This is a genomic window from [Clostridium] saccharolyticum WM1, from assembly GCF_000144625.1.
GTDB lineage: Bacteria > Bacillota > Clostridia > Lachnospirales > Lachnospiraceae > Lacrimispora > Lacrimispora saccharolytica.
The window spans coordinates 4,309,039-4,335,144 of the sequence record NC_014376.1; the positions used below are offsets into that span (position 1 = coordinate 4,309,039).

Here is a 26,106-nt window from a genome sequence, read left to right on the forward strand (position 1 = left end):
TCCAACCTTATTCTTAAATTTTACACGAAATCTCCATCAGCTCTACCTGCTTAACCAATTCATCTACCAGACTGCGGGGAGGCGGTTTGGTCCCTATGCTGGTGACCGCACCTGCAGAGGCTCCCATGCATAAGCGGATGCAGGTTTCCAGGGGAAGCTTTTCATCCCAGCTGTATGCCATGGCCGCTACCAGGGCATCCCCGGCACCTACGGTGGAATGAGCTTTTACCCGAAGCCCCGGACAACGGTACCGCTTCTCCTTTGTCAAAAAAATGGCACCCATCTGTCCAAGGGAGATTGCAGCCATGGAGGCTCCATGATTTAGAAGCTTCTCTCCCATGGAAACCAGCTCCTGTTCGGAAGCCCTGTAATCCATCTGATAATACCGCTCCAGCTCGGAACGGTTAGGCTTTAACATATCCGGCTCCCCTTTTAAGGATTCAGAAAACAGCGGACCGTCCGCATCCAGCAAAACCTTTGCCCCCTTTTGGTGAACCTGTTCCGTGATCCTGCGGTAGATATCCGTTGGTATCCCCGCAGGTATGCTTCCTGCCAGTACAAACAGGGTATCAGGATTTGCATAGCCTTCCAGCTTATTAAGCAGATCTTCCAGCTGTTCCTTTGATACTTCCGGTCCGGGTTCATTAAGCTCTGTCACCTCCCCGGTTTCCTCCACCACCTTTAAATTCGTTCTCGTCTCCCCTTTTACTTCCACGAAATCGGTCCTTATGCCAAGGTCAGCCAGGACCTGTCTGATGATGGTGCCGCTGGTTCCTCCCACAAAACCTGTGGCAATGCTTTCCCCTCCTAATTCCCTGATTGTCTTGGAAACGTTAATGCCTTTCCCGCCGGCATCAATCTCCACCCGCTTTATTCTGTTTAAATCTCCCCGTTCAAATCTTCCAATATCCACTGTTTTATCAATGGCAGGATTCATGGTAACTGTAACGATCATTAAGAACACCCCTTTCCGGTAAACATGGTATGGATCTCCTGTGCGCTGTACCTGGTGATCCGATTCACATCCTCCGGATCAGCAAGGCACTGTGCAATGACGGAAAGTATCTCCAAATGTTCCTCTCCTGCCCCTGCGATCCCTATGACCAGCTTTACCTGCTCTCCTCCCCAGTCTGTTCCGTCAGGAAATACCATGACTGCGATACCGGAGCGTTTGATGTTTTTTTTCGCTTCCTCCACACCGTGAGGAAGTGCGATCCCATTGCCGATGTTCGTAGGAAAGGTCAGCTCCCGCCGAAGCATTGCCTCTATATAGGACTCATCCACGCAGCCGCTTTGGCAAAGCATATTCCCAACTTCCCTTATGACTGCCTCTTTTTCTCCAGGTCTGCAATTTAAACGGATATTTCCAAGTTCCAGAAGTTCTGTATTCTTCTCTTCATTTTTTTTCCCGTATCCAAACACGCTAATCCCCTCCTCTGCTGGTGTTCTAAGTAAATTATAGTGGCCGCATCTCTTCTTTTTCAACGAAAACAAAATGGCATTTGGCGCCATCAGATGGCGCCAAAACTGAAAATCAAAAAAAGCCGGATCCTATTCGGACCCGGCTTTCCTGCCTTTCTTCCTCACATCTTATCCAGATAATGTCTGAAATACTGATTCAAATACCGGGAAACAAGAGTTCTTATCTCCTCTATTCCTCCATGCCTCACCGCTTCCAGAAACTCCTCCTCTTCAATCAGCCGTTCGCTTAAAACCCCCAGGATCTCACTGTTTTCTACTTCGTGGTCATCCTTTGGCACCAGCATGACAAGCACAACACATACCCCCTTAAAATAAGGGTTGCTAAAAGGCTCTCCGTCTTTCGTCTGGCAGACCGAGAATACCGGTTTTACCACCCCTTCCGTCCTGGCATGAAGCAGGGCAAAGTTTAAGTCAGGGAATATCTGGCTGCATAGCCGTTCTCTCCTCATTAAATCCTCCTGGATCATGATCTGGCGGTCAGCGTAGGAGGCCAGCTTCTCACTGACGGCTATGAGCAGTTCCTCAAAGGTGATCCCGTTGTCTACCCGCTGGAACTCCATGAGCCTGATGACATTTTTGATCTGGACAGCCATAAAATTCACCTGGTCCAACTGAATGGTAAACTCCTTGTTCTCCTGTTTTTTAGGCATATATTCACACTGGCGGACCTTACCGGCGATCCGTTCCATTTCTTCAGCGGAAAGCAGGGGACTTACATACAGGATGTCCGCCTCCTCCTTTAATGGCACCGTGGATACAAAGAAATCCGTCTTGCTGAGCACATAGGGGGATACGTCTGTCATTCCATAAACAGACAGTTCCACCCTGTCTGAAAAATCTCTGGCAATTTTGGAAGACATGAGCCTGGAAATCCCGATCCCACTGGCGCAGACGATCCCTATATTCACCTTTCTCCGGCTTTCCTTTCTGCTTTCCATCCGGACTTCTGCCGCACCGAAGTGTACCGCAAGAAATCCGATCTCCGGTTCCGGCACCTCATATCCATATCGTCTCTCGATCACCTTGGCAACGGTCCTGCACCGCTCAAATATGGCCGGATAATCCCGTTTGATCTGCTCCAGCAAAGGATTCTGGATCTTCATACCATTGGCAAGACGAACCAAAGTAGGCTTTAAATGGGCGATCAGGCCCTGAATCACAAATTCTTCATCCTGCTTCAGCAGATAAGCGATACCATCGTTATAGCAGTCGATCATTTCATTGACCACCTCCCACAGCTCCCTGGATTCCTCAATTTCACTTCTTGACTTCTCGTCAATATTCAGCTGCTGGATTTTAGAGCCTTTGATGTGAAGGCAGATATAGGCACATTCAATTTCCGGAATCTGAATCTGAAATTCTTCTTCCAGGGATTTCGTAATGGTTTGTGCCAGATCATAATCCTGGTCTTTCTGCAAAAAATCCGCCATAAGGGGATTTTCCTCAATGATCTCCTGCCTGCGGATCCGGTTCACGGCAATCGCCACATGGATTACCAGGCCAAGGTAGGAGTCCTGGGTCAGGTTTAAGATTCGCTTATCCCGTATCCTTAAGATGCAGGCGGTAACCCGATTTACAATATCGTCATCCAGAATTCTGTATATATTCCTCTCACTTTTATTCTGGATGACATTTAATACGGACTGGTTCCGGTCTTCATACATCCCCTGTATGATCTCCGTATGAATGTTTTCATCAATAAACACCCGAAGGGCCCGGCGGAAATCCCGTTCACTGCCCTCAATGAACACGCCGTATCCCGGTTTTCTCTTTATCTCCAGATGATACTTATGAAACCACTCCTTTGCCGCCTCTAAATCCGAGCTGACCGTTGCCTCGCTGACTCCGAATAAATCACTGTAATAATACAGCTTTTTCAGCGTCTTATCCTTTAGAATTTCAAGAATCAGGCGCTTCTGCCGTTCAATCCGGTCAGAAACATCAAGAGCATCATCCGCTTCAAGCTCAGCCTTTAAAACGTTTATCTGCTCCCTGTCTCCCTCCAGCCAGATGCCGGTTCCGGTTTTTGAGCAAAAAGTCAGGCCGTATTTCTTCAGCGCCCTGGGAATGTATTCCAGCTCCCTTTGCACCGTTCTTTTGCTGATGCGGATCTGATCTGCAAGCTGCTTCACAGGAACAGGCCCATTCTCTTTCAGAAGAGCCAGAACGATCTGCTGCATCCTGGGCGTAAAATCATTACCTGCCATCTCATCCACCTCCCATTAACCAGTTCAGGAGCTCCTTATAGCCAGACATATCCGTTAAATTGTCCACCGTAAAGCATGGAGTATGAATTCCTGACAGGAAGCGGGCAAAATCCTTCTGGCAGACAATGGCATCTGCATCAGAAGGAATCCGGTCAGCCGACACATGGAAAACCTCCACACCTGTCAGTCCTTCCAGCCTTAGTTTTTTCTTAAAAAGGGCACTGGCCATGGCACTGGAGCCCATTCCCACATCGCAGACAAAATAAATTCTGGCATGTTCCATTCTCTTCATCGGCATCTCCCCGGCCTTCCGTTCCTTTTCTTGATCAATGGATGGGTTCCCCCTATTCCCCGACAGGATCAGGCAGGATAAAAGGCAGGTTACCACAGCGGAGAGAAGGATCCCCATAACAATCCCCACCCAATGCTTTTTATCCGCCATAATCAGTATCGTGATGATGCTCCCGGGTGAAGCCGGCCCCAGAAGCCCGCTGTCTGACATCATGAAACAGTAATTTCCCGCAATGCTGCCGGCTATGGCAGCAGACAATAATCGGATGTCTGACAGTACATAGGGGAAATAAACTTCATGGATGCCCCCCAGAGACTGGATAATTAGACTGGAAACCATTGGTTTTCTCATGTTCCGGTAAACCAGGGCATGAGCAAGAAGGATCCCGAATCCCGGACCCGGATTGGTCTCCAGGAGAAACAAAATGGAACTCCCCTGGGTTTTCAGCTGTTCCAGCCCCAGCGGCAGAAAAAAGCCGTGATTGATCCAGTTATTAAAAAAAATGATTTTTAACGGCTCTACCACAAAGCTGATAAAAGGGATGGTTCCCTTGTCTATCATAAATGACAGGCCATTCCCCAAAAAACCCAGCAGCCATTCCGCCACCGGTATGAGCAAAACATAGGCAGCGCCTCCTGCAAGCAGCCCTAAAGATGCTAAGTATAAGTTGCTGAAGAGCATCTCAAAGCCGGCAGGAATCCGGTGCTTGATCCGGTCCAGCCCCTTCCTGCAGAGGAAACCGGCGATGCCGCCTGATATGGCAGACAGGATCATGGCAGAAGCAGGCTCCGTCATAACAACAGCAGAAGCGGCAAGGGTGCCGGCTAAACCGCCGGCATCCCCGCCGCACATAGTGCCTGCTTTATATCCCATAAACACCGGAATCACCAGAAAAGATAAAATGTTAGACATTTCATACAGGTGCTCATTCTGGAATATGCCTGCCGAAAAGACTGACAGCAGCCCTGCTGTCACAAACAAAGGTATGCATTCAGCGATCACCCTGCTGTAATACTTCAGTACTTTCCCCGCTACTTTCATCTATGAAATTCCCCTTTTGAACCCATGATATACATATATAAGTATTATATCATGGTTTACAATCGGATACCAGAAAGGCTGATTTTTTTCTATAAATTTGCCTGATTGCTTTTTAACGATTCCACAAGCTGGTCATATTCCGGAGCTGCCAGGAAATTGGTGATCAAAACCAGTTGTGCCTCGGGACTGCTGTGAGCCGCACGTTCCTTCAATTCCTTATGAGTCACCACAATCTGGGCATCCAATGGAATTGAGGAAACCGGTGAGTGAACCACTTCAATAGTTCCGAAACCTGCTGCTGCCAGCTTTTTTTTCAATACGGTAGCGCCCATAGCGCTGGAACCCATACCTGCATCACAGGCAAACACGATTTTTTTAACACTCCCACCAGATACCGTTTTCTGATCCACTGTCTGATTTCCTTTGGACTCCTGCTTCATCTGCTGAACTTTATCCTTCGATTCATCCAGATCTCCGCTTTTACCTGCAAACCGCAGCAGAGGAAGTGCCACAAGGAAGGAAACAACGGCTGCTACCGTAACACCTGCCAGCACACCAAAGTATCCTCCTCTAGGCGTCATTGCAAGAACAGCCAGAATGCTTCCGGGAGATGCCGGTGAGGTCAGGCCCACACCAAGGAGCTGGAACACAAAGATTCCGCTGGCTCCGCCTGAAATAACCGCCAGAAGCAAAAGTGGGTTCATCAGGATGTAGGGGAAATAAATCTCATGGATTCCACCTAAAAAGTGAATGATGATTGCGCCAGGTGCCGAACTTTTGGCAGATCCTTTCCCAGCAAGACAATAAGCCAGTAAAACTCCCAGTCCAGGCCCTGGATTTGCTTCCAGAAGGAAAAAGATGGATTTTCCGATTTCCTCAACCTGCTGGATTCCCATAGGAGAAAGGATCCCATGGTTGATGGCATTGTTTAAGAACAGGATTTTGGCAGGCTCAATAAAGATGCTTGCCAAAGGCAGCAGCTTATGATCCACAAAGAACCCAACTCCTGATTCCATCACCCGGTTCATAACCTCTACAAAAGGCGCAACTCCCTTTAAGGCGATAACCGTTAAGATGGCACCGATGATGCCCAGAGAAAAATTATTAACCAGCATCTCAAAGCCGGCAGGGACCTTTCCCCCCATTTTGCGGTCGAACTGCTTAATCACCCAGGCACTGGCAGGTCCCACGATCATTGCCCCGATAAACATGGGAACACTGGAACCAACGATCACGCCCATCGCTGTGATTGCGCCGATCACGCCGCCCCGCTGGCCGTATACAGCCGAACCGCCTGTATAGGCGATCAAAAGCGGCAGCAGCATGCTGGCCATAGGTGAAACCAAAGCTCCCATGGCTTCATTGGGATACCAGCCCGTTGGAATAAACAATGCCGTAATCAGTCCCCATGCAATAAATGCACCGATATTAGGCATTACCATACCGCTTAAAAAGCGGCCAAATACTTGTACCTTCTCTTTCATATTACATACCCTCACTTCATAATATAGTATTTACTGTGTGATCCGTGGAAGGTATGATTGGCCAATCAATTCCTTTTCATAGCCTTATTATAATCAATATGAGCTTCCGATTTCAACTCGAAGAAACTGGGATTTGGCGCTAGTTTTAGTGCCAAATATGAAAAACCATAAAGTCCTTGCCCCATCCCCTTATAAATTCCTCTTAAAACAGGCTTTAAGGCCTTCCCCATAAGGATCTTTCTCATAGAAATCAGTCTTACCGGAGCCTGCCTTTATCCATAGAAAAAAGATGCCGTAAAAATCAGCTATGAACCAGCTGTTTTTTGCGGCATCCTTCTTATATGGTTATGATTATAAATATTCCTTTAAAAGAGAAACCTTATCAAGCTTTTCCCATGGCAAATCTAAATCGTTTCTTCCAAAATGCCCATAAGCCGCGGTCTGTCTGTAGATGGGGCGGCGTAAATCCAGCATCTTAATGATTCCGGCGGGACGAAGGTCAAAATTCTGGCGGATAATGTCCACAACCTTCTCATTGCTCAGTTTTCCGGTTCCAAAGGTATCCACCATAATGGAAGTAGGGTGAGCCACGCCGATGGCATAGGAAAGCTGGATCTCACATTTGTCGGCAAGACCTGCTGCCACTATGTTCTTTGCCACGTAACGGGCAGCATAAGCAGCGGAACGGTCCACCTTAGTACAGTCCTTGCCGGAAAATGCACCGCCGCCATGACGGGCATAGCCGCCATAGGTATCAACGATGATCTTACGGCCGGTCAGACCGCTGTCTCCGTGAGGTCCGCCGATGACAAAGCGTCCGGTAGGATTAATATAGAATCTGGTATTCTCATCTACCAGCTCTCCTGGCAGGACTTCATCAAATACATATTTTTTAATGTCTGCATGGATCTGCTCCTGGCTCACGTTCTCATCATGCTGAGTGGATAAAACCACTGCATCCAGGCGGAGAGGTTTGCCGTTTTCATCGTATTCCACGGTTACCTGGGTCTTTCCGTCAGGACGGAGATAGGTCAGTGTTCCCTCCTTGCGGACCTTTGTAAGCTTAAGAGCCAGTTTGTGGGCAAGAGCGATGGGGTATGGCATAAGTTCCTCGGTCTCGTTGCTGGCAAAGCCAAACATCATTCCCTGGTCTCCGGCTCCGATGGCATCGATCTCTTCCTCAGACATTTTGTGTTCCTTTGCTTCCAGTGCACGGTCAACGCCTAAGGCAATGTCCGCAGACTGCTCGTCCAGGGCTACCACAACGCCGCAGGTATCACAGTCAAACCCGTACTTTGCCCGGTCATAACCAATTTCCCTTACGGTCTCCCGTACCACCTTCTGTATGTCTACGTATGCATGGGTGGTGATTTCTCCCATGACCATAACAAGACCTGTCGTACAGCAGGTTTCACAGGCCACACGGCTCATGGGATCCTGCTTTAACATCTCGTCCAGAATCGCATCAGAGATCTGGTCGCACATTTTATCCGGATGTCCTTCTGTAACGGACTCGGATGTAAACAATAATTTTTCCATGTTGTCATTTCCTCCTTCTTGCTACGCTCATTAGGCAAAGCCCATCGTTTTACCGGAAAACAGGTATGCCTGCAGGGCGTTCCTCCTTGATATCACATGGGGGAATAACAAAAAGAAAAGTCCGCAGCAACGCGGACTTGATTCAACAATGTATCAAATCCTCTTATTGCTCGATTTCTCGCTCAGGTTGGCACCTTCCAGCCGCTCCTTCTGGCGAAACGCCATCATTTCCGGTCGGGGTTGCCGTGACTTCACAGATCCTTTGTATCTCCATCACTCTGAATAAGGGATATTACGTACTTTTCATTTGTTATTCAATTGTAAGTTTAACGCATATCTATTTTAACGTATTTGAAATCAGCTGTCAAGAAAATTCTATTACATCCCAGTGATGAATAAATTTCTTGCAAAAACCGGGCCACTATTGTATAATGACGCTATTCTTTAAATGATCGCCATATGAAATCCATGGAATGGGCACAGCACAGACCGTGGGCGGATGGCACTCTGGAGACATCTGCATATGCAGGGGCCGAAGGGGCAAGCGTTTCGGCGCGAAACTCTCAGGCAAAAGGACAGAGGCGGTTTTTCCCTTTTTGGGGGAGAATATCGCATAATCTCTGTTTTTTTGTGAGTGGGAGTCTATCCCACTCTTTTTTTTCAAAAAATTATGAAGGAAGGGAAGTAGAAAATCAATGCAGGTAATTGTTGAATTTTTTAACAAACTGGACTCGGCAATATGGGGGATGCCCATGATCGTACTGCTTTTTGGCACCCACCTGTTCATGACCGTGCGCACAGGCTTTGTTCAGCGCAAAACCTTTACAGCCATCAAGCTGTCTGTAACAAAAGATCCAGATTCACCAGGTGAGGTCAGCCAGTTTCAGGCCCTGACTACTGCGCTTGCCTCCACCATCGGCACAGGCAATATAGTAGGTGTCGGTACGGCGGTATTTTTAGGCGGCCCCGGGGCAGTTCTCTGGTGCTGGCTGACCGGCGTATTCGGCATTGCTACCAAATATGCGGAATCCCTGATTGCAGTCAAATACCGGGTGCAGACAAGGGATGGCCGTATGCAGGGCGGTGCCATGTATGTACTGGAGCGGGCACTGGGTCTGAAGTGGCTGGGCATTCTCTTTGCCTTGTTTGCTTTGTTTGCTTCCTTTGGAATTGGAAGCGGCACACAGATCAACGCCATTGCTGAAATCATTGAAAACAACGTTCCCCTGCCCATTCCCCGCATTGCAATAGGCCTTGTCTTCGGGGTGATCACCGCGGTTGTCATTATCGGAGGGATCAAGTCCATAGCAACCGTGTGCGAAAAGCTTGTACCCTTTATGGCGTTTTTCTATGTGACCGGCTGTCTGATCATTCTTGTTATAAACGCTGACTTCATCCTTCCTGCCTTAAAGGCAATTATTACCCTGGCCTTCCAGCCCGGTGCGGTAGCAGGGGGGCTGGTGGGCCGCGGCATCATGCTGGCCATGCAGTATGGAATCGCCCGGGGACTGTTTTCCAATGAGTCAGGTATGGGTTCTGCACCTTTGGTGGCATCGGCTGCACAGACACGAAATCCGGTGCGCCAGGCCCTGGTGTCCTCAACCGGCACCTTCTGGGATACGGTTGTGGTCTGTCTTATGACCGGTCTGGTTCTGGTCACGACTGTAATGAAAAACCCTGATATCAATATGGATATGATCCAAAACGGCGGTCAGATGACCACTGCCGCTTTCAGCCAGATCCCAGTCCTTGGGCCGGGGATTTTGGTAATCGGCATCATTACCTTTGCCTATTCCACCATTCTTGGCTGGTCTTATTACGGGGAACGGTGCTGTGAGTACTTATTCGGCGTCAAGGGTATGCTGCCCTATAAGATCATCTTCGTTGCAATCGTCGTTGTAGGCCCTGTGCTGTCCCTGGATCTGGTATGGACGATTTCAGACATTCTCAACGCTCTGATGGCAATCCCCAACCTGGTGGCTGTGCTGCTTCTGTCAGGTGTGGTAGCCAAGGATACCAGGTATTATCTAAGTCACCTGGATGAAAGGGATGAGACACCCATTCCGGTTATTGATAAGTAAAAAAATGCCTCAAAAAATAATATCAAAGCAACCGCGACGAAGCAGGTATTGCCGGACATTATTTTTTGAGGCACTTTTTATTTATTTAGCTAAAAGATTTAAAGCAAAATACATGAGGTAATTTTTCCTGGCCCTCCGGGTAGAGTTGCCGGTAAATCTCCTGCCACAAAGTTCCTATTGAATCCTCCCCCTCCCGAATATCCTCTACGATCAGACCGCCATTCTCCATTAACAGCTCATACGCTTGATCAAATTCTTCAAGCTCCTTTAAAGCAATGATATAGTATAACCTTATTCTGCCTTCCCGCACAATGGGATCCGGAAGACCCAAGTATAACTCTTTCATCTCACCGTATGCGCCACAATTATTTAATAGTTTAAATACATCTTTTGCATAAGACAGGCTGTTACGGCATAGTTTCATGCCTTCTAATGCAAAAGACACGGCATTCTGCCTATCCTCCTCTAACCTGTAAACCGCAGCTAACCCCAGTTTGGCCCATGGATTTTCAGAACAGTTATCTGAATTCAGGAAATTTTTCTTTGCTTTTGAAAAATCCCTGGAATAATAGGCATGAAAGCCAAGATGCAGCCAGGCATACCAATTATGGGAATCTTGTTCCCTAACATAATCACTTAATCTTTGGTAAAGATAATCATCCAGAATATAATCTTCTGGTACCTGCATCGGATCGGGAGAAGAAAGCTTTCCCCACTGTAAAAAGTCTTCCCATTCTTTTTGCCTGGTATCAGGACTGCTGAAATCCAGTTGGGGAGCAAGAGGAGGAAGATGGCGCTCTTCCCGCAGCCGGTTTTCCAGTCTACCATATCCGCTTCCTCTATAGATAACGGTTCCTTCTGTTTTTGCCAGTTGACGGGTTTTTATAAGTTTCTCTTCCAAAGTATTAAATTCAGCCAGCTCCCTTATATAAGAACCAACCGCTTTCTGTGCTGATGAGAAATCCTGCAGAGTATCCTTTGATATCCGTACCGGACCATACTGCTCAATCCATTCCCAGGCAGTATTGGGAGCCATAGGAATACATCCATATTGGGTTTTGCCAAGGCCGGCCTGAATCTCTACGTATCTTCCTGCCTCTTTTGTCAGGAACTCCTGCCACCGGTCAGACCCCTCATTCTTCCCCCAGCAGAAAAGCTTGCGTCCTCGAAGGCGGTTTGTGGACATCTGGACCAGTCCATAGCCCTCTTGATTTACATTTGCAATGAATTTTAACTCTTTCTCCGGAATATCAAAGAAATAATCTACCTGAGTCTCGATGTTCCCATAGGCTGTCACATCGGTTTCCCGGACATAAGGTATGGATACCTTCTCAATGATGCCGTTTGTATTTGTATAAGCCTCCTGAGCAGGGACAATCACTCTCCCGCCCGGATACTCCGGAACTGCCATATTGCTCCACCAGTACATGGGAACAACCTGTTCATTCTGGTTATGAATGCGCATTCTGCAGTTTAGGTACCTGCTCTCTTTCTCCAGCCAGAAATCAATCTGATATGCTGTCTTTCGGATTCTTTCAAACTCATAGAACCGTAACACAGGTGTGGTCCCATCCTCCAGGCTCAGTTCCGCGGTAAATACCTGGGACATAGTGAAAGGATGATGGCCGATCATTCCGATATTCCATTCCACTCCTCCGCTGAACCATGCATTTCGCAGCGCAAGATTGCTTGGACGGATGACATCATTGGTATATAATAAGTTTGTTCCGGTCTGCTTATCAATGAAACTCCAGAGCCTTCCGCCATAGGTTGGAAGAAAGGTCGCCTTTAAATATTCATTTTCCAGGACGGCAACAGGAACCTTCTCCGGTTTCAGTTTGCGGTTATACGTATTTTGCAGGCGGTATGGATAAACACTTTGAAGCTGGCCATAGCCTTCATAGATTTCTTCATATTCATTGAGAATTGATTTCACTTTATTCTGTATGTTGAGTTCTCCCAAAATATCCGGCAATGCGGAATCCGGTCCTAAATCGCTGACCTCCATACTGATTTCAGAAAATGTTAATTGCGGTTCCATTCCGCTCCTCCTCTGGCTCTTAATGAACGTTATCCCTTGACTCCGCCCCCGGTAATACCGGCAATGATCTTTTCCGACAAAAAGATATAAAGGATAAAGGTAGGCAGAAATACAATGATAACGGATGCAAACATGCCTGACCAGTCTCCTGTATATTTCATGGAATTAATCATGGAATACAGTCCCACTGCAACCGGACGCACCCTGTCGGAATTGGCAAAGATCAGGGAGATGAAATACTCGTTCCAGATATTTATAAAATTAAAAATAGTTACGGTTATGATCCCTGACTGGGCCATGGGAAACATGATCAGCCAGAATGCCCTCATGGGAGGACAGCCGTCGATAGCAGCTGCTTCCTCGTAAGCCCTGGAAATATTAGCAAAGAAAGTGAGGAGAAAAATAGTCGTATAAGGAACATTAATCCCCACATAAAGGAAAATCAGTACCCCTTTATTTGCAACATAGTTGTTCAGCACGTTCATTCCGGCGATAAGGCTGAACAGAGGAAGAACAATCATGACCACAGGCACTCCCATCGCCGATACAAGACTGGTCTGGATCATCTTATTGCCTGCAAAGTGAAACCGGGACAGCACGTAGGCAGCCGGCGCGCAGATCAGGACCAGAAGGGTACAGGAAACAACGGAATACATCAGGGAGTTAAAGAAGATGGAGGAAACATTGGAATTGGTCCATGCCTTTACATAATTCTCAAAATGGATTCCCTGGGACAAGACATGGCCTGAAAAAATGGCCTTTGTGGTGGAAAAGCTGGCGGCCACCACCCAGCCCAGCAGTACAACCGTAAATAATATCCAAATAGTCAGGAGCAGATATCCTGGAAATAGCTTAAGCTCTCTTTTCCAGTTAAATGGCTCCATAAGCGTTCTTTTTTTAGCCATAGATTCTCCTCCTTAGAATTCCAGATCATCATCTTTTATCAGTTTATTGCAAATGAGAAAGACTGCCACAACACAGATGCTTAACAGAACGCCGATTGACGCTCCCAGGCCTGCATTTCGTTCTGTCATGCTGTTGCCCGCTCCAAAGATCATCATGTACATATAAACCATGGGAGTAATGGTCTGGGTATCCGCTGTAACCGTTGAAAACAACTGGGACCAGACAAAAAAGCCCACAGAGGTGACACTCCACATGGTGATATTGGTTTTAAACACCCCTTTTAACAGAGGAAAGGTAATGTATCGGAACTGGTTTATTTTATTTGCCCCATCCAGAGTGGCTGCTTCATAGTAGTCCTCTCCGATCCGCTCGATCCCGCTTGCAAAAATCAGCATGTGGTATCCCACCATACCAAAGCAGTAAGCGATCAGCAGGGCCATGAATTTGTGGTCATTATCAAGCCACTGGACCTTGGACAAATACGTAAGCCCTATGGATGAAAACACATTTTTAAGGAGACCGAATTTGGGACTGTATACATACTGAAGCCACATGGTCGCCAGGGCCACTGCGCTGACTACATTGGGAAGATAAATCATTGCCCTGAAAAAGCTTTTAAAACGTATCCCGCTGGTGATGATAACTGCAAACAAAAGGGCCAGGGACATGACGATCAATCCGCCGATCAGCCAGATGCGGAACAGATTCCACATGGATATGCGGAACAGACTGGTTCCCGCCAGCTTGCTGTAATTGGCCAGTCCTGTAAACTGCCACTTGGTCATTGAATCCGTGATTCCTTCGATCTTAAAAAAGCTCATTAAAATCGTCCTGAAAATGGGATAAAGGAATACAAGGACAAACATTAGAATCGCCGGTGTTAGAAATACGGCAATCATGGTCTTATTCTTCTTCACGTTAAATACCTCCCCGGCTTCCTTAATCACGTGGTGACACCGCCAAAGCGGTGTCACCCTAAATTCTTACTGATCCGGATTATTTACCTGCTGCCTTAAGAGCGTCTACGTATTCTGCTGCCGTAATGGAACCGCCGCAAAGCTTCATAAAGTTCTCCTTGATAATTGGTGTTAAGTCTGCATTGGCTTCCGCTCCGGCTGCCCATGGATACCGAACGGTAAGGCTTTCCATCACAGGTTTCACGCTGGCAAGCTGTGCCGGCCATTCTGCATTTCTGGAATCTGCCGGGATGCCCATTGACATTTCGGACATCTTCTTGTCAAATTCCCCCTGGGTGATGTACTGAATCAGCTTAAATGCATTATCAGCATTCTTGGAATTCTTATTGATGGCCAGAACCTGAGCGCCGTAGTTGGAGGCATTGGTTCCATCTTTTCCCCCATCCAGAGCAGGGTAGCTGAAGCAGCCCCACTTAAAGTCTTCTCCTGCCATATCCTTCACTTCATTGGGAAGCCAGGAACCGTTTAAGTACATAGCAGCTGTTCCCATGGCAAGCTCCTGGTTTTGTCCTGCAGGCCATACGTTAGATGCAATGGTCTCAGAAAAATATCCCTTCTTTGCAAAGTCTTCATAAGCCTGAGCCGTCTTAAGGACTGCCGGGTCATCCCATTTGCCTTCTTTAACAATGGCTTCCGTTTCCGGTTCGCCTAAAAGTCTGGCCATGTGATAGCCAAACATTGCTGTAATGTAAGCGTCATCACAGGTAATGGGGGTATAACCTGCATCCTTGATTTTCTGGCATGCAGCATCCAGCTCTTCCCAGGTCTTTGGCACTTCCTTGATTCCTGCTTCATCAAAGATGGCCTGATTATAGAAAAATGCAAATACGTTGGGCTGGTAAGGAATGGATTTTAAGGTACCCTTTCCCACTTCCCTGCAGGCCGACATTAAGCCTGCATTGGCATTGGCTTCATATCCGGAAGCCTTTACCAGTTCTTCCAGATCCATCAGGTACTGGCCCCATGTGGTATTCACTCGGTCAATATCCTCGTCAAACAAGTCAATGTTGGTTCCTGCATCCAAAGCAGGCTGCAAGCCTTCCCGGATTCCTGTACGCCCCTTAAACTGAACGTCTACTTTGATTCCTGTATCTGCCGTAAATTTGTCAACAGCCATCTGGATCGCCTGGCCCTGAGGCTCCGTTGCCTCCCACATGGTCCAGTAGAGGAGCCCTTCTCCGCCGCCTGCAGTTGTTTCCTTGGGTGCCTCAGTGGCAGCCCCGGCAGCCGTTGTAGCTGCTGTAGTAGCTGTGGAATTTCCTCCTGCGCATCCTGCCAGAAGGCCGGCTGCCATAGCTGTGCTCAGCATAACACCAATAAAACGTTTTTTCATAATTTTACCTCCCTTTGTTATCCGACTTTACTGTCAGATGTTCTTGGTGACTCTATATTATTATACTTTTGAACAAAAAGCTTTGTACAAAAAGTCATCATTTTTAACATTTTAGTTTTTTATCATTTGCTTTTTTCATAATTAGAAGTTAAAATAGGAATAAATTCTATGCGTTATGCACAACATCTTTATTGAGCTTCAAGGGTATTTTACAATATATAACCAGGGAGAAAGATATGAAATATAAGTATACAGAACTGAGAGAAGAGATTATCATCCACCGGATCATCAGCATTCATTATTTTGAATACATGAGTGATTTCACCTTTGCAGGGGAATCCCATAACTTTTGGGAATTGCTTTGTGTAGATAAAGGAGAAGTGGATGTAGTGGCCGATCATGAGCGGCTGACCCTCCACAAGGGAGAGGTGATTTTCCATCAGCCAAATGAGTTTCACCGGGTCCTGGCCAATGGGATCATCGCCCCCAACCTTGTTGTCATCGGGTTTGACTGCCAGTCACCCTCCATGGCCTTTTTCAAGGAGCAGATCCTGAAGGTAGGACAGGAAGAACAGGAACTGCTGGCACACATCATAGCCGAAGCACGCCTCTGCTTTGAGGGAAGGCTTGATAACCCTTATCAGGAGGTGCTGGTGAGAAAGGACCAGAAGTCCTTTGCAGGAGAGCAGATGATAAAAATCTATCTGGAACAGTTCCTGATACAGATGTACCGCCGCTCTCTCCTTGCACGCCAGGCCCCCATACTTCATAAGGAAACTCCTTCCGCAGAAGATATCTATGAAACCATCCTGGAATATTTTGAAAAGAACATCTGCACCCAGCTTACCATTGACCAGATCAGCCGGGATAATCTAATCAGCACATCTCAGTTAAAAAAGCTTTTCTGCGAAAAGGGAAATACCGGCGTCATCGAATATTTTAACGGAATGAAAATAGATGCAGCAAAGCAGCTCATAAGGAACCGGCAGCTTAATTTTACCCAGATCGCCAATTACCTGGGCTATACCTCGGTTCACTATTTTTCCAGGCAGTTTAAGCATCTGACCGGAATGACTCCTTCCGAATATGCCACATCCATTAAGAAGCTGTCTGAAAAAATGTACTGATGGATACCGGACTTATAAGAAAGAAAAGACTTTGCTACTTTCCAGTAAAGTCTTTTCTTTGCCTTGCCTATCTCAAGGTAACTGCCGCAAAATGAATACAAAAGACTTTTATTTGTTCTTCTTAAGGATACTTTCGTTTCTTTCTTACACTACAAATTTTATATACGTCCTGTCATCAATTGAACTTTTTTTGTTTGTAAAACCAGACACCGCTTTATAGTAATCAATGCATAAAGGATCTTTTTCCTTCAACTCTTTTATAAACAGCTCACTTTCAGCTAATGATGATTCTAATCTTGGATACCCATCAGATGCCAGAATAACAGTATCTCCTTTTTTGACATCACATATAATTGCTTTTGAGAATTCATTACAAAAACCATCTAATACGCTGAATTCGTATTTGCCTCCTTTATCACAATTGGAAAAATACAACTGGTTTTTAATGAAAGGAAAAATAACTTCCTGGGATGGATCCGAGAGACAAAGCTCTTCTACTGATTTCCCACTGATAAGTTCCGAATGAAGATAAGCAGATCTTACTTCTGCCAATAGCAAATCAATTTCCATTTCTTTTTTAGCCGCCTGCCCGTTAATGCTAAATTGACAATCTCCAAAACTCCAAATCTGTTTATGCATTTGACTGTAAATTACAATGGTAGAACGTAATCTCTCCGCTGTGTTTTTAATAAAATATTCATCATTTCCATGATATTGCTTATGAAGCTGCATATTCAAATACTTTAATACCTGGAATGCATTCTCATCTCCATTAAAATCTTCCATTGCATCCATCAGAATTTCTTTTGCATGAAACCCGCTGGTTTTATTATTCCATAAAATTTTTCCTTTGGCAGTGACTCCATCCATAACTGCAATAAATTTTTCATTGATAAATAATCCATCTTCGCACAAAGCATTGTTACCATACTTTGACTCAATAAATTTTTCTATAATTTGCATTTCTTCTATGTATGCTGAATAGAAACATACTCTCCTTTCTCCGATATTAAGTGGGCTCAGTCCTTTTTACTCCATTAAAATATCGAAATACAGTCTGTTATCCAATAAAAAAGTATCTGTCCAGATATTGATGATCCTAAGAACAGACACTCGATAAACAAATGCTTCCGTTTAATATAGTTAATCTGTCCCGGCTGATATGAAGATCATCCGGGACAGGCTTCCAGGCGCAGGCCTTAAGTCTTTATTTGTAGCCGTTTGGATTACCGGACTGCCATCTCCAGGAATCCTCACACATTTCATCAATTCCTCTGGCCGCTTCCCAGCCAAGTTCCTTTTTTGCCAGGGACACATCGGCATAGCAGGCAGCAATATCCCCTGGACGGCGGGGTTTGATGGAATATGGGATGGACTTCCCGCATGCCTTTGAGAATGCTTCAATCATCTGAAGAACACTGAAGCCCTGTCCGGTTCCCAGGTTATAGATCCGCACTTCAGGACCTGAAGAAGCAATCTTTTCAAGAGCTTTTACATGGCCAAGGGCCAGATCCACCACATGAATGTAATCACGCACCCCGGTTCCATCCGGCGTATCATAATCATCGCCAAATACGCCCACTTCCTTTAGTTTGCCCACAGCCACCTGGGTGATATAAGGAGTCAGGTTATTAGGGATTCCCGCAGGGTCCTCACCAATGAGGCCGCTCTTATGAGCTCCTACAGGATTAAAATAGCGCAGAAGAATTACGCTCCATTCCGGATCTGCGGTATGAAGGTCTGTAAGAATCTGTTCCAGCATGCTCTTTGTCTGTCCGTAGGGGTTGGTAATCTTTCCCTTTGGACAATCCTCGGTAATGGGTACAAAGGCCGGATCCCCGTATACGGTAGCGGATGAACTGAATATGATATTCTTTACATGATGGGCTCTCATAACATCGCACAGAATCAATGTCCCTGTGATGTTATTGTGATAATACTCCAGCGGTTTTGCAACGGATTCTCCCACCGCCTTTAGCCCGGCGAAATGGATAACCGCATCAATCGCCTCTTTGGCAAATATCTTTTCCAATGCTTCACGATCCAAAAGATCCGCTTCATAGAATGCCACCGTTTTTCCGGTAATAGCTTCTACCCGTTCTAACGAAACCTTGGAAGAATTGCAAAGATTATCTACCACGACTACCTCATGGCCCTGTTCCAAAAGCTCAATACATGTATGGCTGCCGATATATCCGGCGCCTCCTGTTACCAGTATTCTCATGTTATCTCCTCTTTCCTATTTTTTTTTAATACAAATGAAGCAAGCGGACATAAAGTCATATCCCATCACGCCCGATAAAGCGGGGCGCAGAATTCTTGCCCTTCTGCCTGACCCTTAAATACAAGAGGAAAAATTATATTTCACTCCTGCGGACAACCGCTTCCATTTCTTCCCACTTCTTCTCCATGTCGGAAACAAGCTCAAACTGGGTCCTGGCCCGATCCAGATTATGGTTATCGCGGCTGGTATGGAAATAGGTGTCCCCCTGTAGGAAATCCGTTAAAAAACGCACGCCGCATTCATAGGTCATGAGCTTTGCTCCCATAGGAAGCATCTTCTTTTCCTCCGGCGTCAGACTTCCGTTGCAGCCCTCTAAATATCCTTTGGTATAGGTCTCAAACAGGGGCAGGGACAAGGATACCTTGCTCACATCAGGCTCATCCTCTTCCGCCGTGTTGGCTCCGAAGCGGATGGAATCCCCAAAATCAAAGATGGACAAGCCAGGCATAATGGTATCCAGGTCAATGATGCACAGCGCTTCTCCCGTAGCATCATCGATCATGATATTATTAAGCTTGGTATCGTTGTGGGTAACACAGAGAGGAAGTCTGCCATCTTTTAACATATCCATGGCTATGGACGCTTCCTTCTCCCGGTCAAGGACGAACGTTATTTCTTTCTGAACCAGATGGGCACGGCCCCAGGCATCAGCCTTTACAGCGGCCTTAAAGGCTTCCAGGCGCACCGGTGTGTTGTGGAAGTCAGGTATGGTTTCTGCCAGCTCACCGGCGGGATATTCCGCCAGCTGGCGTTTAAACCGCCCAAATGCCTTGCCGCTCTGGTAAAAATCTTCGGGATTTCTCACCTTATCATAGGTGGTAGCCCTTTCAATAAAAAGATAGCCTCTCCAGTAATTTCCGTCACTGTCCTGGCAATAATCCTTCCCATCCCTTGCTTTAATGATATTAAGAGTCTCCCTGGCAGGATCTCCTCCCTGAGCCTGGATCCGTTCCCTCAGGAAGGAAGTAACACCTGCAATGTTCTTCATAAGGGAAACCGGATTCTTAAAGACCTCATGGTTGATCCGCTGAATGATGTAGTGTTTTTCCCCTTCCTCTGTCTTGCAAATCAGGCGAAAGGTGTCATTTATGTGGCCGCTTCCATAGCGTTTCCAGGAAACCGGCTCTCCTTCAAAGGCCAGAAGTCCAATGGCCTCTTTAATTTTTCCGCACTGTGCATCTCCCATTACTTTTCCTCCCATAGCTTATCCGGATACAGGCCTGCTTCTTTCAGTCCTTTGATGGCATTTACCACGGTCTCTTTATCTTCCTTGTAAGTGACTCCGTACCAGCGGTCCACGCTCTTTAATACGGAAACCTCAGCCTTTCCTTCCTTTAACAGCTCATCAACCACAAAGGGAAGGAAGTATTCGCATTTCACCGGATTTACCGGAAGCTCCCTGTCTAAAAATGCGGCAAACCGTTCCTCAAGCTCCTTTAATACGCTGCTCGTAAAGCCCCACATATTCATGGAAACGATGGTGTCCTCTCCCAGCCCGGTCCAGGTTTTTCCGTCATCCTCGGTAAACTCCGCATTGTCCCCGTGCTTTTCGATTCTGGTCCGCTCGTGAATGTCAATCAGCTTTCCAGCCACATCGGTGCTGCACACTCCTCTTGCCACATGTCCGTTTTCCGTTAAGGTGTTGTAAAGCTTGTAGCCCACCATGGTATACTGGTACTTCTCTCCGTCTGTAACTGTGTTAAGCTGGTCATAAATAGATACAAAGGCACTTCTGCCATAATAATCGTCTGCATTAATGACTGCAAAGGGTCCGTCTACCACGTCCCTGCAGCATAAAACCGCATGGGCTGTTCCCCAGGGCTTTACTCTTCCTTCCGGCACCTGGTACCCCTCAGGAAGCATAGCAAGCTCCTGATATACGTATTCCACCTGTACATGAGCCGCCATGCGGTCTCCGATGTTTTCCTTAAATTCCTTCTCAATACCCTTTTTAATAATAAAAACAACCTTATCAAATCCAGCGCAAATTGCATCATAGATAGAGAAATCAATGATCTTGTTTCCATAGGCATCCACTGGATCGATCTGCTTTAAGCCTCCGTAGCGGCTTCCCATGCCTGCTGCCATGATTACCAGAACCGGTTTCTTGTTCATAGCTGTTACCTCCTTATTTCTATTAACCTCAGTATAATAAATGAGCATTAAAAGATATTTGCACTATTTATTATTTAATTTGCACTATCGTACTCTTCTCCACATTTTCCACGGAATGTGGTATAATGATTGCGATCCAATCATGATGGTGTTTGCATTCGCCAAATGCTGCTGCGCAGTGTCTGGCTCACTGCTTTTATGGTATGTCCTTAACTACGATCATGCCTACGGAAAGGAGGTTTCCATGGCTTACAAAAGCACTCTGCTGCGATCTTCTGCCGTTGTGAAAAAAGTCATAACCATTCATTACTTCGAATATATGAGCGATTTCTCCTTTTCAGGGGAAAGTCATGATTTCTGGGAATTTGTCTGCGTTGACAAGGGAGTCATCGATGTAATGGCAGGGGAGAAGCGGATCCCTTTAAAAAGGGGAAACATCATCTTCCACAAGCCAGGAGAGTTCCATAACATACTGACGAACGGAACCATCGCCCCCAATCTGGTGGTGGTAAGCTTTGAGTGCAGCTCTCCCTTTATGAAGGCATTTGAAGGGGAGATCCTGTCCGTACAGGAGACAGAAATGGCTTTGCTGGCTCAGATCATCATTGAGGCGCGGAATGCATTTTCAGGACGGCTTGATGACCCGTACCAGGAGGAACTGGTCCGAAGGCAGCATCCCCTGTCCTTTGGTGCAGAGCAGCTGATCGGGAATTATCTGGAGGAACTGATCATTCATCTTTACCGCAGGTATTTTTTAAATCCGGAGCAGATCTCCACCAGACGCACCACAGGAAGTTCCAAACACGGAGATGCCCATAACCGGATCGTCCGCTATCTGGAAGAGCACATCGGGGAACACCTTACCATTGAATCCATATGCCGGGATAATCTGACCGGGCGGTCCCAGCTTCAGAAAATTTTCCATAAGGCCTACGGCTGCGGGGTCATCGATTTTTTTACGGACATGAAGATCGATGCCGCCAAGCACCTGATTCGCAGCAACCAGCTGAACTTTACTGAAATTGCCGACCGCCTGGGCTACAGCTCCGTCCACTATTTTTCCAGGCAGTTTAAAAAGCTGACCGGGATGACACCGTCGGAATATGCCACCTCCATCCGTTCCCTTTCGGAAAAAGGCTCTGAAAAGCCTTAGCCCGGCTTGCCGTTTGAGCAGATAGGAAAAGGCGGGAATTTCCCCCGCCTAGCCAACCTTTAATTTGAATTTCCTTACTTCACTTTCAGAATCCACCTTTTCGATCACGGCACCAAGGCCCTGAAGCTTTTCTTCAAAGCATTCATAGCCTCTCTGGATGTACCCGATCTCATCCACCACCGTATAACCGTCAGCAGCCAGTCCGGCAATCACTAAAGCCGCACCCGCACGAAGATCTGGAGCGTTAACAAACGCACCGGTAAAACCGCCTACCCCATCAATCACCGCCACATTTCCTTCCACCTTCACATTCGCACCCATGCGGGATAACTCATCCACATAGCGGAAACGGTTCTCAAAAATGCTTTCTGTAACCACACTGGTGCCTTTTGCAAGGGCCAGGGTCACCGTCATCTGGGGCTGCATATCGGTAGGAAATCCCGGATAGGGAAGGGTCTTGATGTCTGTATGCCTCTGGTTGGATTTGCCTACCACGCGGACTGCATCATCGAACTCCACCACCTCGCATCCCATCTCCAGAAGCTTTGCAGAAATCGCCTCCAAGTGCTTAGGGATCACGTTTTTCACCATAACATCTCCCTTGGTGATGGCCGCCGCGCACATAAAAGTACCGGCTTCGATCTGGTCCGGGATGATGGAATACTCGGTACCATGAAGCTTTCTAACGCCCCGGATCCGGATGGTATCCGTACCGGCTCCTTTGATATTGGCACCCATGCTGTTTAAAAAGTTTGCCACGTCGACTACATGAGGCTCTTTTGCCACGTTTTCCAGAATCGTCTGACCCTCGGCAAGGGTCGCCGCCATCATAACGTTAATGGTGGCCCCTACGCTTACAACGTCCAGATAGATATGGCTTGCCACCAGATCAATGGCATGGGCAATCACCGCCCCCCGTTCAATTCTTACGTCGGCTCCTAGAGCACGAAATCCCTTGAGGTGCTGGTCAATAGGCCTGCTTCCAATGTTGCAGCCTCCCGGAAGGGGAACCTGGGCGCTTTTATATTTGCCAAGCATGGCTCCGATAAAATAATAGGAAGCCCTGATCTTTCGGATATAATCATCATCCACCGAAACCTCACGGATGGTCTTTCCGTTGATGCGGACCGTATGCCTGTCGATTCTCTCTACCCTTGCACCGATCTCCTCTATTGCCTCCAGCAACACATTTATATCTCTGACATCAGGCAGATTATCGATCAGAACATCCTCATCCGTCATGATCGCTGCTGCCAGAATTCCCAAAGCGGCATTCTTAGCTCCGCCGATGGTCACTTCACCCACCAGTGGATTTCCGCCTTTCATAATATACTGCTCCATTTCACACCTCTGATTATCTTGTTATCTATTACAAAATTCTTAAATTTTATCCATTAGCCTTTAATGATTATAACATATCTTATGAATTTGTAAAGAGAACGCACTTTCTTATTCCATAAATACTCCGCAGACAAAATCATTTCCCTGACCTGCAAAGTATGCAGAGGCATCGTTTAAGCCCATCTTCTGGCTCTCTCCTGATACCGGGTTATAGACAGTCACATTATAGGAATCATAACCGGAAAGGAGCAGATAGCCGCCCTGAAGGTTATAGGCGGCCACCGGGCAGCCATGGCCGATGAAATAAAGCACCTGGTTTAAGGTGCAGCCTCTGGCATCCAGCATGAGGACTCCGTCCCCGGTAATGCCGTTTTCTGTGAACCCTTCCAGATTCCTTAAAAAGGCGGCTCCCGTTTTCAACGGTTCCTTCATATTGCGTGACGGCGGACGGTTTACCCGGTTCCATACAATCTCCTGGTTTTTGTCTGTCACAACTCCCATTTTATCGTAAGCAAGGGCAAGGGCATCTGTAAAACTGCGGCTGCTTCCAAGGTAACAGCCACCCCCATAAGCATAAAACCTGTTTTCCTGGGTTCTTCCATTGCTCTTTAATTCTACCACCTCCGTGGTTTCATAAGCAACCTTTTTAGGAACGGTAATCCTTACGTCCTTGCTCGCTGCTTCTTTTTCCAGCTGAACAAAATAAAGCTTTCTCCGGTCCTCTGAGGCATACCAGCCAATGCCTTCCATCTCTCCGCCTGTAAGCTCCTGATTGCAGACAATGGTATCCTGCTTGGAGGACACATAGGACTGGTCTCCTGATTTAACCACCTGAGTCAAATGGATCCGGCTGGCATCCACGGATACATCCGCAATGTAAACATTCTCATTCTCATATTCCTTAACGATATTACCACCTTGGTCCATGATCTCGATCCGGTACATGGGAGCATCCTTTGTTCTTCCATTCTGCACCCACACATCGCCTTTTCGGGCGATTCCGTATATGAAATCATCTCCGACGAATCCAAGTGGCCTGTAAATATTATCCTCCCCGCCGGTTATCTCCCGCTTCACTCCGGTATCCAGATCCATGAGGTGAACCACTCCGGCTCCATAAAAGTCACTGCTTTCCTGCCAGGCAAAACGGCGCTCTGAGCTGCTGACTGCATATCCTCCTACCACCAGGGAATCCGCCAGAACCATGTATTCATTGCTGTTTAGATCAATGCCGTAAACCGCCCGGTCCGCCATGAGATAAAGCATTCCGTTGGACCCCACATGAGCCAGCTGGCCGATGTCTTCCTTAAGCATATCAAAGGAACGTGTCACAGGAGTGAAAAAACGTTCCGTGGTAGCGTTATCCTGGCTGCTGTATTGATACATGGCAACACCCAGTCCGCCTTCATGAATTCCCCGGTTCATATATCCGTAGACCAGGAAATCCACATCTCCGTTATCCTTGACCGAAAGGATCTTGATATCATGCTGATCGTAGCCGCTGCGAAGCCCATCATCTTCCCCGCTTCGGAAGGAGAATACTTTTACTGCGTGCTCCCTGCTCTGGTCATAGGTCCACAGATCCCGGTTTACCGCATAAGCCAGGAAATCACCAGACGGGCTTTTTGCCGTCCGTATTTCATCCTGGTTGGAAATACCCAGCATGATCCTTTTTCCAGAAAACAGACCCTTCTGACCAGAAAAAATCTGATTTGTATCCCGTTCAAAGTCCATAAGGTAAATGCGCCTGCTGTCCCACTTCATGGTAAAGCTGTCCTCTACCTCATACAGCTCCTGAATATCGCCTTCACCGTCCCTTGACACCTCATAATCCAGCCTGACACTGCACATAATTCCGTTTAAATCCTTTAACGTTACCCTGATATCGCCCACGGGTTTCACGGAAAGCCCGCCCCATGTAAGCTGGGTAAAACTGGAGCGAATCGTCACATGGCCCAGGGAACTGTTGTCTTCTCCTTCACTGGTCTCCAGATAGGTGGTAAGCTGCCGGGCCTGGTCATAGTCAAAGGTTTTGGTTGTGAAATCCACCGCAAAATCAATCATATCCTTTGCATTGGTACTGTCCGTCCACACAATGCGGGTATAGTAAAGCAGTTTCCCGTTCCCGGACGTATCCAGGGACAGGATGAGCAGGTATTCCTTATCCTTTGCCAAAAGGTTCTGGATGGGAAGGGTTGCCGTTACACCTTCCTCTCCCTGGTCCCATTGATCAATGGTTGTCCGCTCCACCAGACGTCCCAGATCCATGCTTCGAACCTCATATTCTATGCCCTGTATGCTGCCTTTATAATCTGATATCTGAATATTCATGGATCTGTTCGGAGGAAGGACCGTAAGGGCTTCCCTGGAAACCGTCTGCTTCATATCCTGGGTATACCCATGAAGAAGGTTCATTTTTCTGCCGTACATATCCGAATAAACTACGGGCAGAGAGGCTTCATCCATGGAGGTATAAACCATAACATCACTTTTTTCTGTATTTTTCTGGTTCCACACAAAATAAACTGCGATTGCCGTAACAAAAACCGCAGATAATATCCCTATTTTTTTCATTAATCGATTCATCCAAAACTTCCTCTGCTTCCGCATTTTATATACTAATGATCATGGATATGAACCCATATCCGGCTGATTCATAAACAGGAGGGGGAGAGATCTTTCTCTCTCAGCCTTATCTCCTTT

19 protein-coding genes and 2 riboswitches are annotated in these 26,106 nt (G+C 46.9%); of the genes, 3 read left to right on the forward strand and 16 right to left on the reverse strand.

The features are described from left to right. Positions 1-13: 13 nt before the first annotated feature. From pfkB to metK, 6 genes are all read right to left on the reverse strand, one after another. Complete coding sequence (gene pfkB, locus CLOSA_RS19940; protein ID WP_013274538.1) at positions 14-955, reverse strand: 1-phosphofructokinase; 942 nt, start codon at positions 953-955, stop codon at positions 14-16. Further along, positions 955-1,422 carry a PTS sugar transporter subunit IIA gene (locus CLOSA_RS19945; RefSeq protein ID WP_013274539.1) on the reverse strand — a complete coding sequence of 156 codons (468 nt, stop codon included), beginning with the start codon at positions 1,420-1,422 and terminating at the stop codon, positions 955-957. Before CLOSA_RS19945 ends, pfkB begins: the two co-directional genes overlap by 1 nt. A 161-nt stretch (positions 1,423-1,583) precedes the next feature. Continuing rightward, positions 1,584-3,689 (reverse strand): BglG family transcription antiterminator, encoded by a 2,106-nt coding sequence (locus tag CLOSA_RS19950; RefSeq protein WP_013274540.1) that lies wholly within the window; start codon positions 3,687-3,689, stop codon positions 1,584-1,586. 1 nt (position 3,690) lies between these two features. Then, positions 3,691-5,022: a PTS mannitol transporter subunit IICB gene (locus tag CLOSA_RS19955; protein ID WP_013274541.1), complete on the reverse strand. Its 1,332-nt coding sequence runs from the start codon at positions 5,020-5,022 to the stop codon at positions 3,691-3,693. Positions 5,023-5,111: 89 nt separating this feature from the next. Further along, positions 5,112-6,506, reverse strand: a complete 1,395-nt coding sequence (locus CLOSA_RS19960) for a PTS mannitol transporter subunit IICB (RefSeq protein WP_013274542.1) — start codon at positions 6,504-6,506, stop codon at positions 5,112-5,114. Between the two features lie 351 nt (positions 6,507-6,857). After that, the gene (gene metK, locus CLOSA_RS19965; RefSeq protein WP_013274543.1) at positions 6,858-8,045 is read right to left on the reverse strand and encodes a methionine adenosyltransferase; all 1,188 of its coding nucleotides are present in this window, start codon (positions 8,043-8,045) and stop codon (positions 6,858-6,860) included. Positions 8,046-8,205: 160 nt separating this feature from the next. After that, a riboswitch (SAM riboswitch) is annotated at positions 8,206-8,334 on the reverse strand. Positions 8,335-8,542: 208 nt separating this feature from the next. Beyond that, positions 8,543-8,634, forward strand: a riboswitch (glycine riboswitch). 106 nt (positions 8,635-8,740) lie between these two features. Between metK and CLOSA_RS19970 the strand changes: the two genes are divergently transcribed. Then, positions 8,741-10,126, forward strand: coding sequence for an alanine/glycine:cation symporter family protein (locus CLOSA_RS19970; protein WP_013274544.1), 1,386 nt, complete (start codon positions 8,741-8,743; stop codon positions 10,124-10,126). A gap of 85 nt (positions 10,127-10,211) precedes the next feature. Here the strand turns inward: CLOSA_RS19970 and CLOSA_RS19975 are convergent, their stop codons facing one another. From CLOSA_RS19975 to CLOSA_RS19990, 4 genes are all read right to left on the reverse strand, one after another. After that, positions 10,212-12,167, reverse strand: coding sequence for a DUF5107 domain-containing protein (locus tag CLOSA_RS19975; protein WP_013274545.1), 1,956 nt, complete (start codon positions 12,165-12,167; stop codon positions 10,212-10,214). 29 nt (positions 12,168-12,196) lie between these two features. After that, positions 12,197-13,072, reverse strand: a complete 876-nt coding sequence (locus tag CLOSA_RS19980; RefSeq protein WP_013274546.1) for a carbohydrate ABC transporter permease — start codon at positions 13,070-13,072, stop codon at positions 12,197-12,199. Positions 13,073-13,084: 12 nt separating this feature from the next. Continuing rightward, positions 13,085-13,990 (reverse strand): carbohydrate ABC transporter permease, encoded by a 906-nt coding sequence (locus tag CLOSA_RS19985; RefSeq protein ID WP_041709526.1) that lies wholly within the window; start codon positions 13,988-13,990, stop codon positions 13,085-13,087. Positions 13,991-14,069: 79 nt separating this feature from the next. Beyond that, the gene (locus tag CLOSA_RS19990) at positions 14,070-15,383 is read right to left on the reverse strand and encodes an ABC transporter substrate-binding protein (RefSeq protein ID WP_013274548.1); all 1,314 of its coding nucleotides are present in this window, start codon (positions 15,381-15,383) and stop codon (positions 14,070-14,072) included. A gap of 236 nt (positions 15,384-15,619) precedes the next feature. On the opposite strand from CLOSA_RS19990, the gene CLOSA_RS19995 reads away from it, so the two are divergent. Next, complete coding sequence (locus tag CLOSA_RS19995) at positions 15,620-16,510, forward strand: AraC family transcriptional regulator (protein WP_013274549.1); 891 nt, start codon at positions 15,620-15,622, stop codon at positions 16,508-16,510. Positions 16,511-16,654: 144 nt separating this feature from the next. Here CLOSA_RS19995 and CLOSA_RS20000 read toward each other — a convergent pair whose 3' ends face one another. The 4 genes from CLOSA_RS20000 to CLOSA_RS20015 all read right to left on the reverse strand — a co-directional run bounded on the left by CLOSA_RS20000 (position 16,655) and on the right by CLOSA_RS20015 (position 20,909). Continuing rightward, on the reverse strand, positions 16,655-17,473 hold the full coding sequence (locus CLOSA_RS20000; RefSeq protein ID WP_013274550.1) for a hypothetical protein: 819 nt from the start codon (positions 17,471-17,473) through the stop codon (positions 16,655-16,657). A gap of 244 nt (positions 17,474-17,717) precedes the next feature. Next, entirely contained in the window at positions 17,718-18,734 is a 1,017-nt protein-coding gene (gene galE, locus CLOSA_RS20005; protein WP_013274551.1) for a UDP-glucose 4-epimerase GalE, read from the reverse strand. A 133-nt stretch (positions 18,735-18,867) separates the two neighbouring features. Beyond that, the gene (locus CLOSA_RS20010) at positions 18,868-19,980 is read right to left on the reverse strand and encodes a phosphotransferase enzyme family protein (RefSeq protein WP_013274552.1); all 1,113 of its coding nucleotides are present in this window, start codon (positions 19,978-19,980) and stop codon (positions 18,868-18,870) included. Beyond that, the gene (locus tag CLOSA_RS20015) at positions 19,980-20,909 is read right to left on the reverse strand and encodes a nucleotidyltransferase family protein (protein WP_013274553.1); all 930 of its coding nucleotides are present in this window, start codon (positions 20,907-20,909) and stop codon (positions 19,980-19,982) included. Before CLOSA_RS20015 ends, CLOSA_RS20010 begins: the two co-directional genes overlap by 1 nt. A gap of 244 nt (positions 20,910-21,153) precedes the next feature. On the opposite strand from CLOSA_RS20015, the gene CLOSA_RS20020 reads away from it, so the two are divergent. Beyond that, complete coding sequence (locus tag CLOSA_RS20020; protein WP_013274554.1) at positions 21,154-22,062, forward strand: AraC family transcriptional regulator; 909 nt, start codon at positions 21,154-21,156, stop codon at positions 22,060-22,062. A gap of 48 nt (positions 22,063-22,110) precedes the next feature. Here the strand turns inward: CLOSA_RS20020 and CLOSA_RS20025 are convergent, their stop codons facing one another. After that, positions 22,111-23,403, reverse strand: a complete 1,293-nt coding sequence (locus tag CLOSA_RS20025) for a UDP-N-acetylglucosamine 1-carboxyvinyltransferase (protein ID WP_013274555.1) — start codon at positions 23,401-23,403, stop codon at positions 22,111-22,113. A gap of 108 nt (positions 23,404-23,511) precedes the next feature. Next, the gene (locus CLOSA_RS20030; protein WP_013274556.1) at positions 23,512-25,989 is read right to left on the reverse strand and encodes a hypothetical protein; all 2,478 of its coding nucleotides are present in this window, start codon (positions 25,987-25,989) and stop codon (positions 23,512-23,514) included. Positions 25,990-26,106 lie beyond the last annotated feature (117 nt).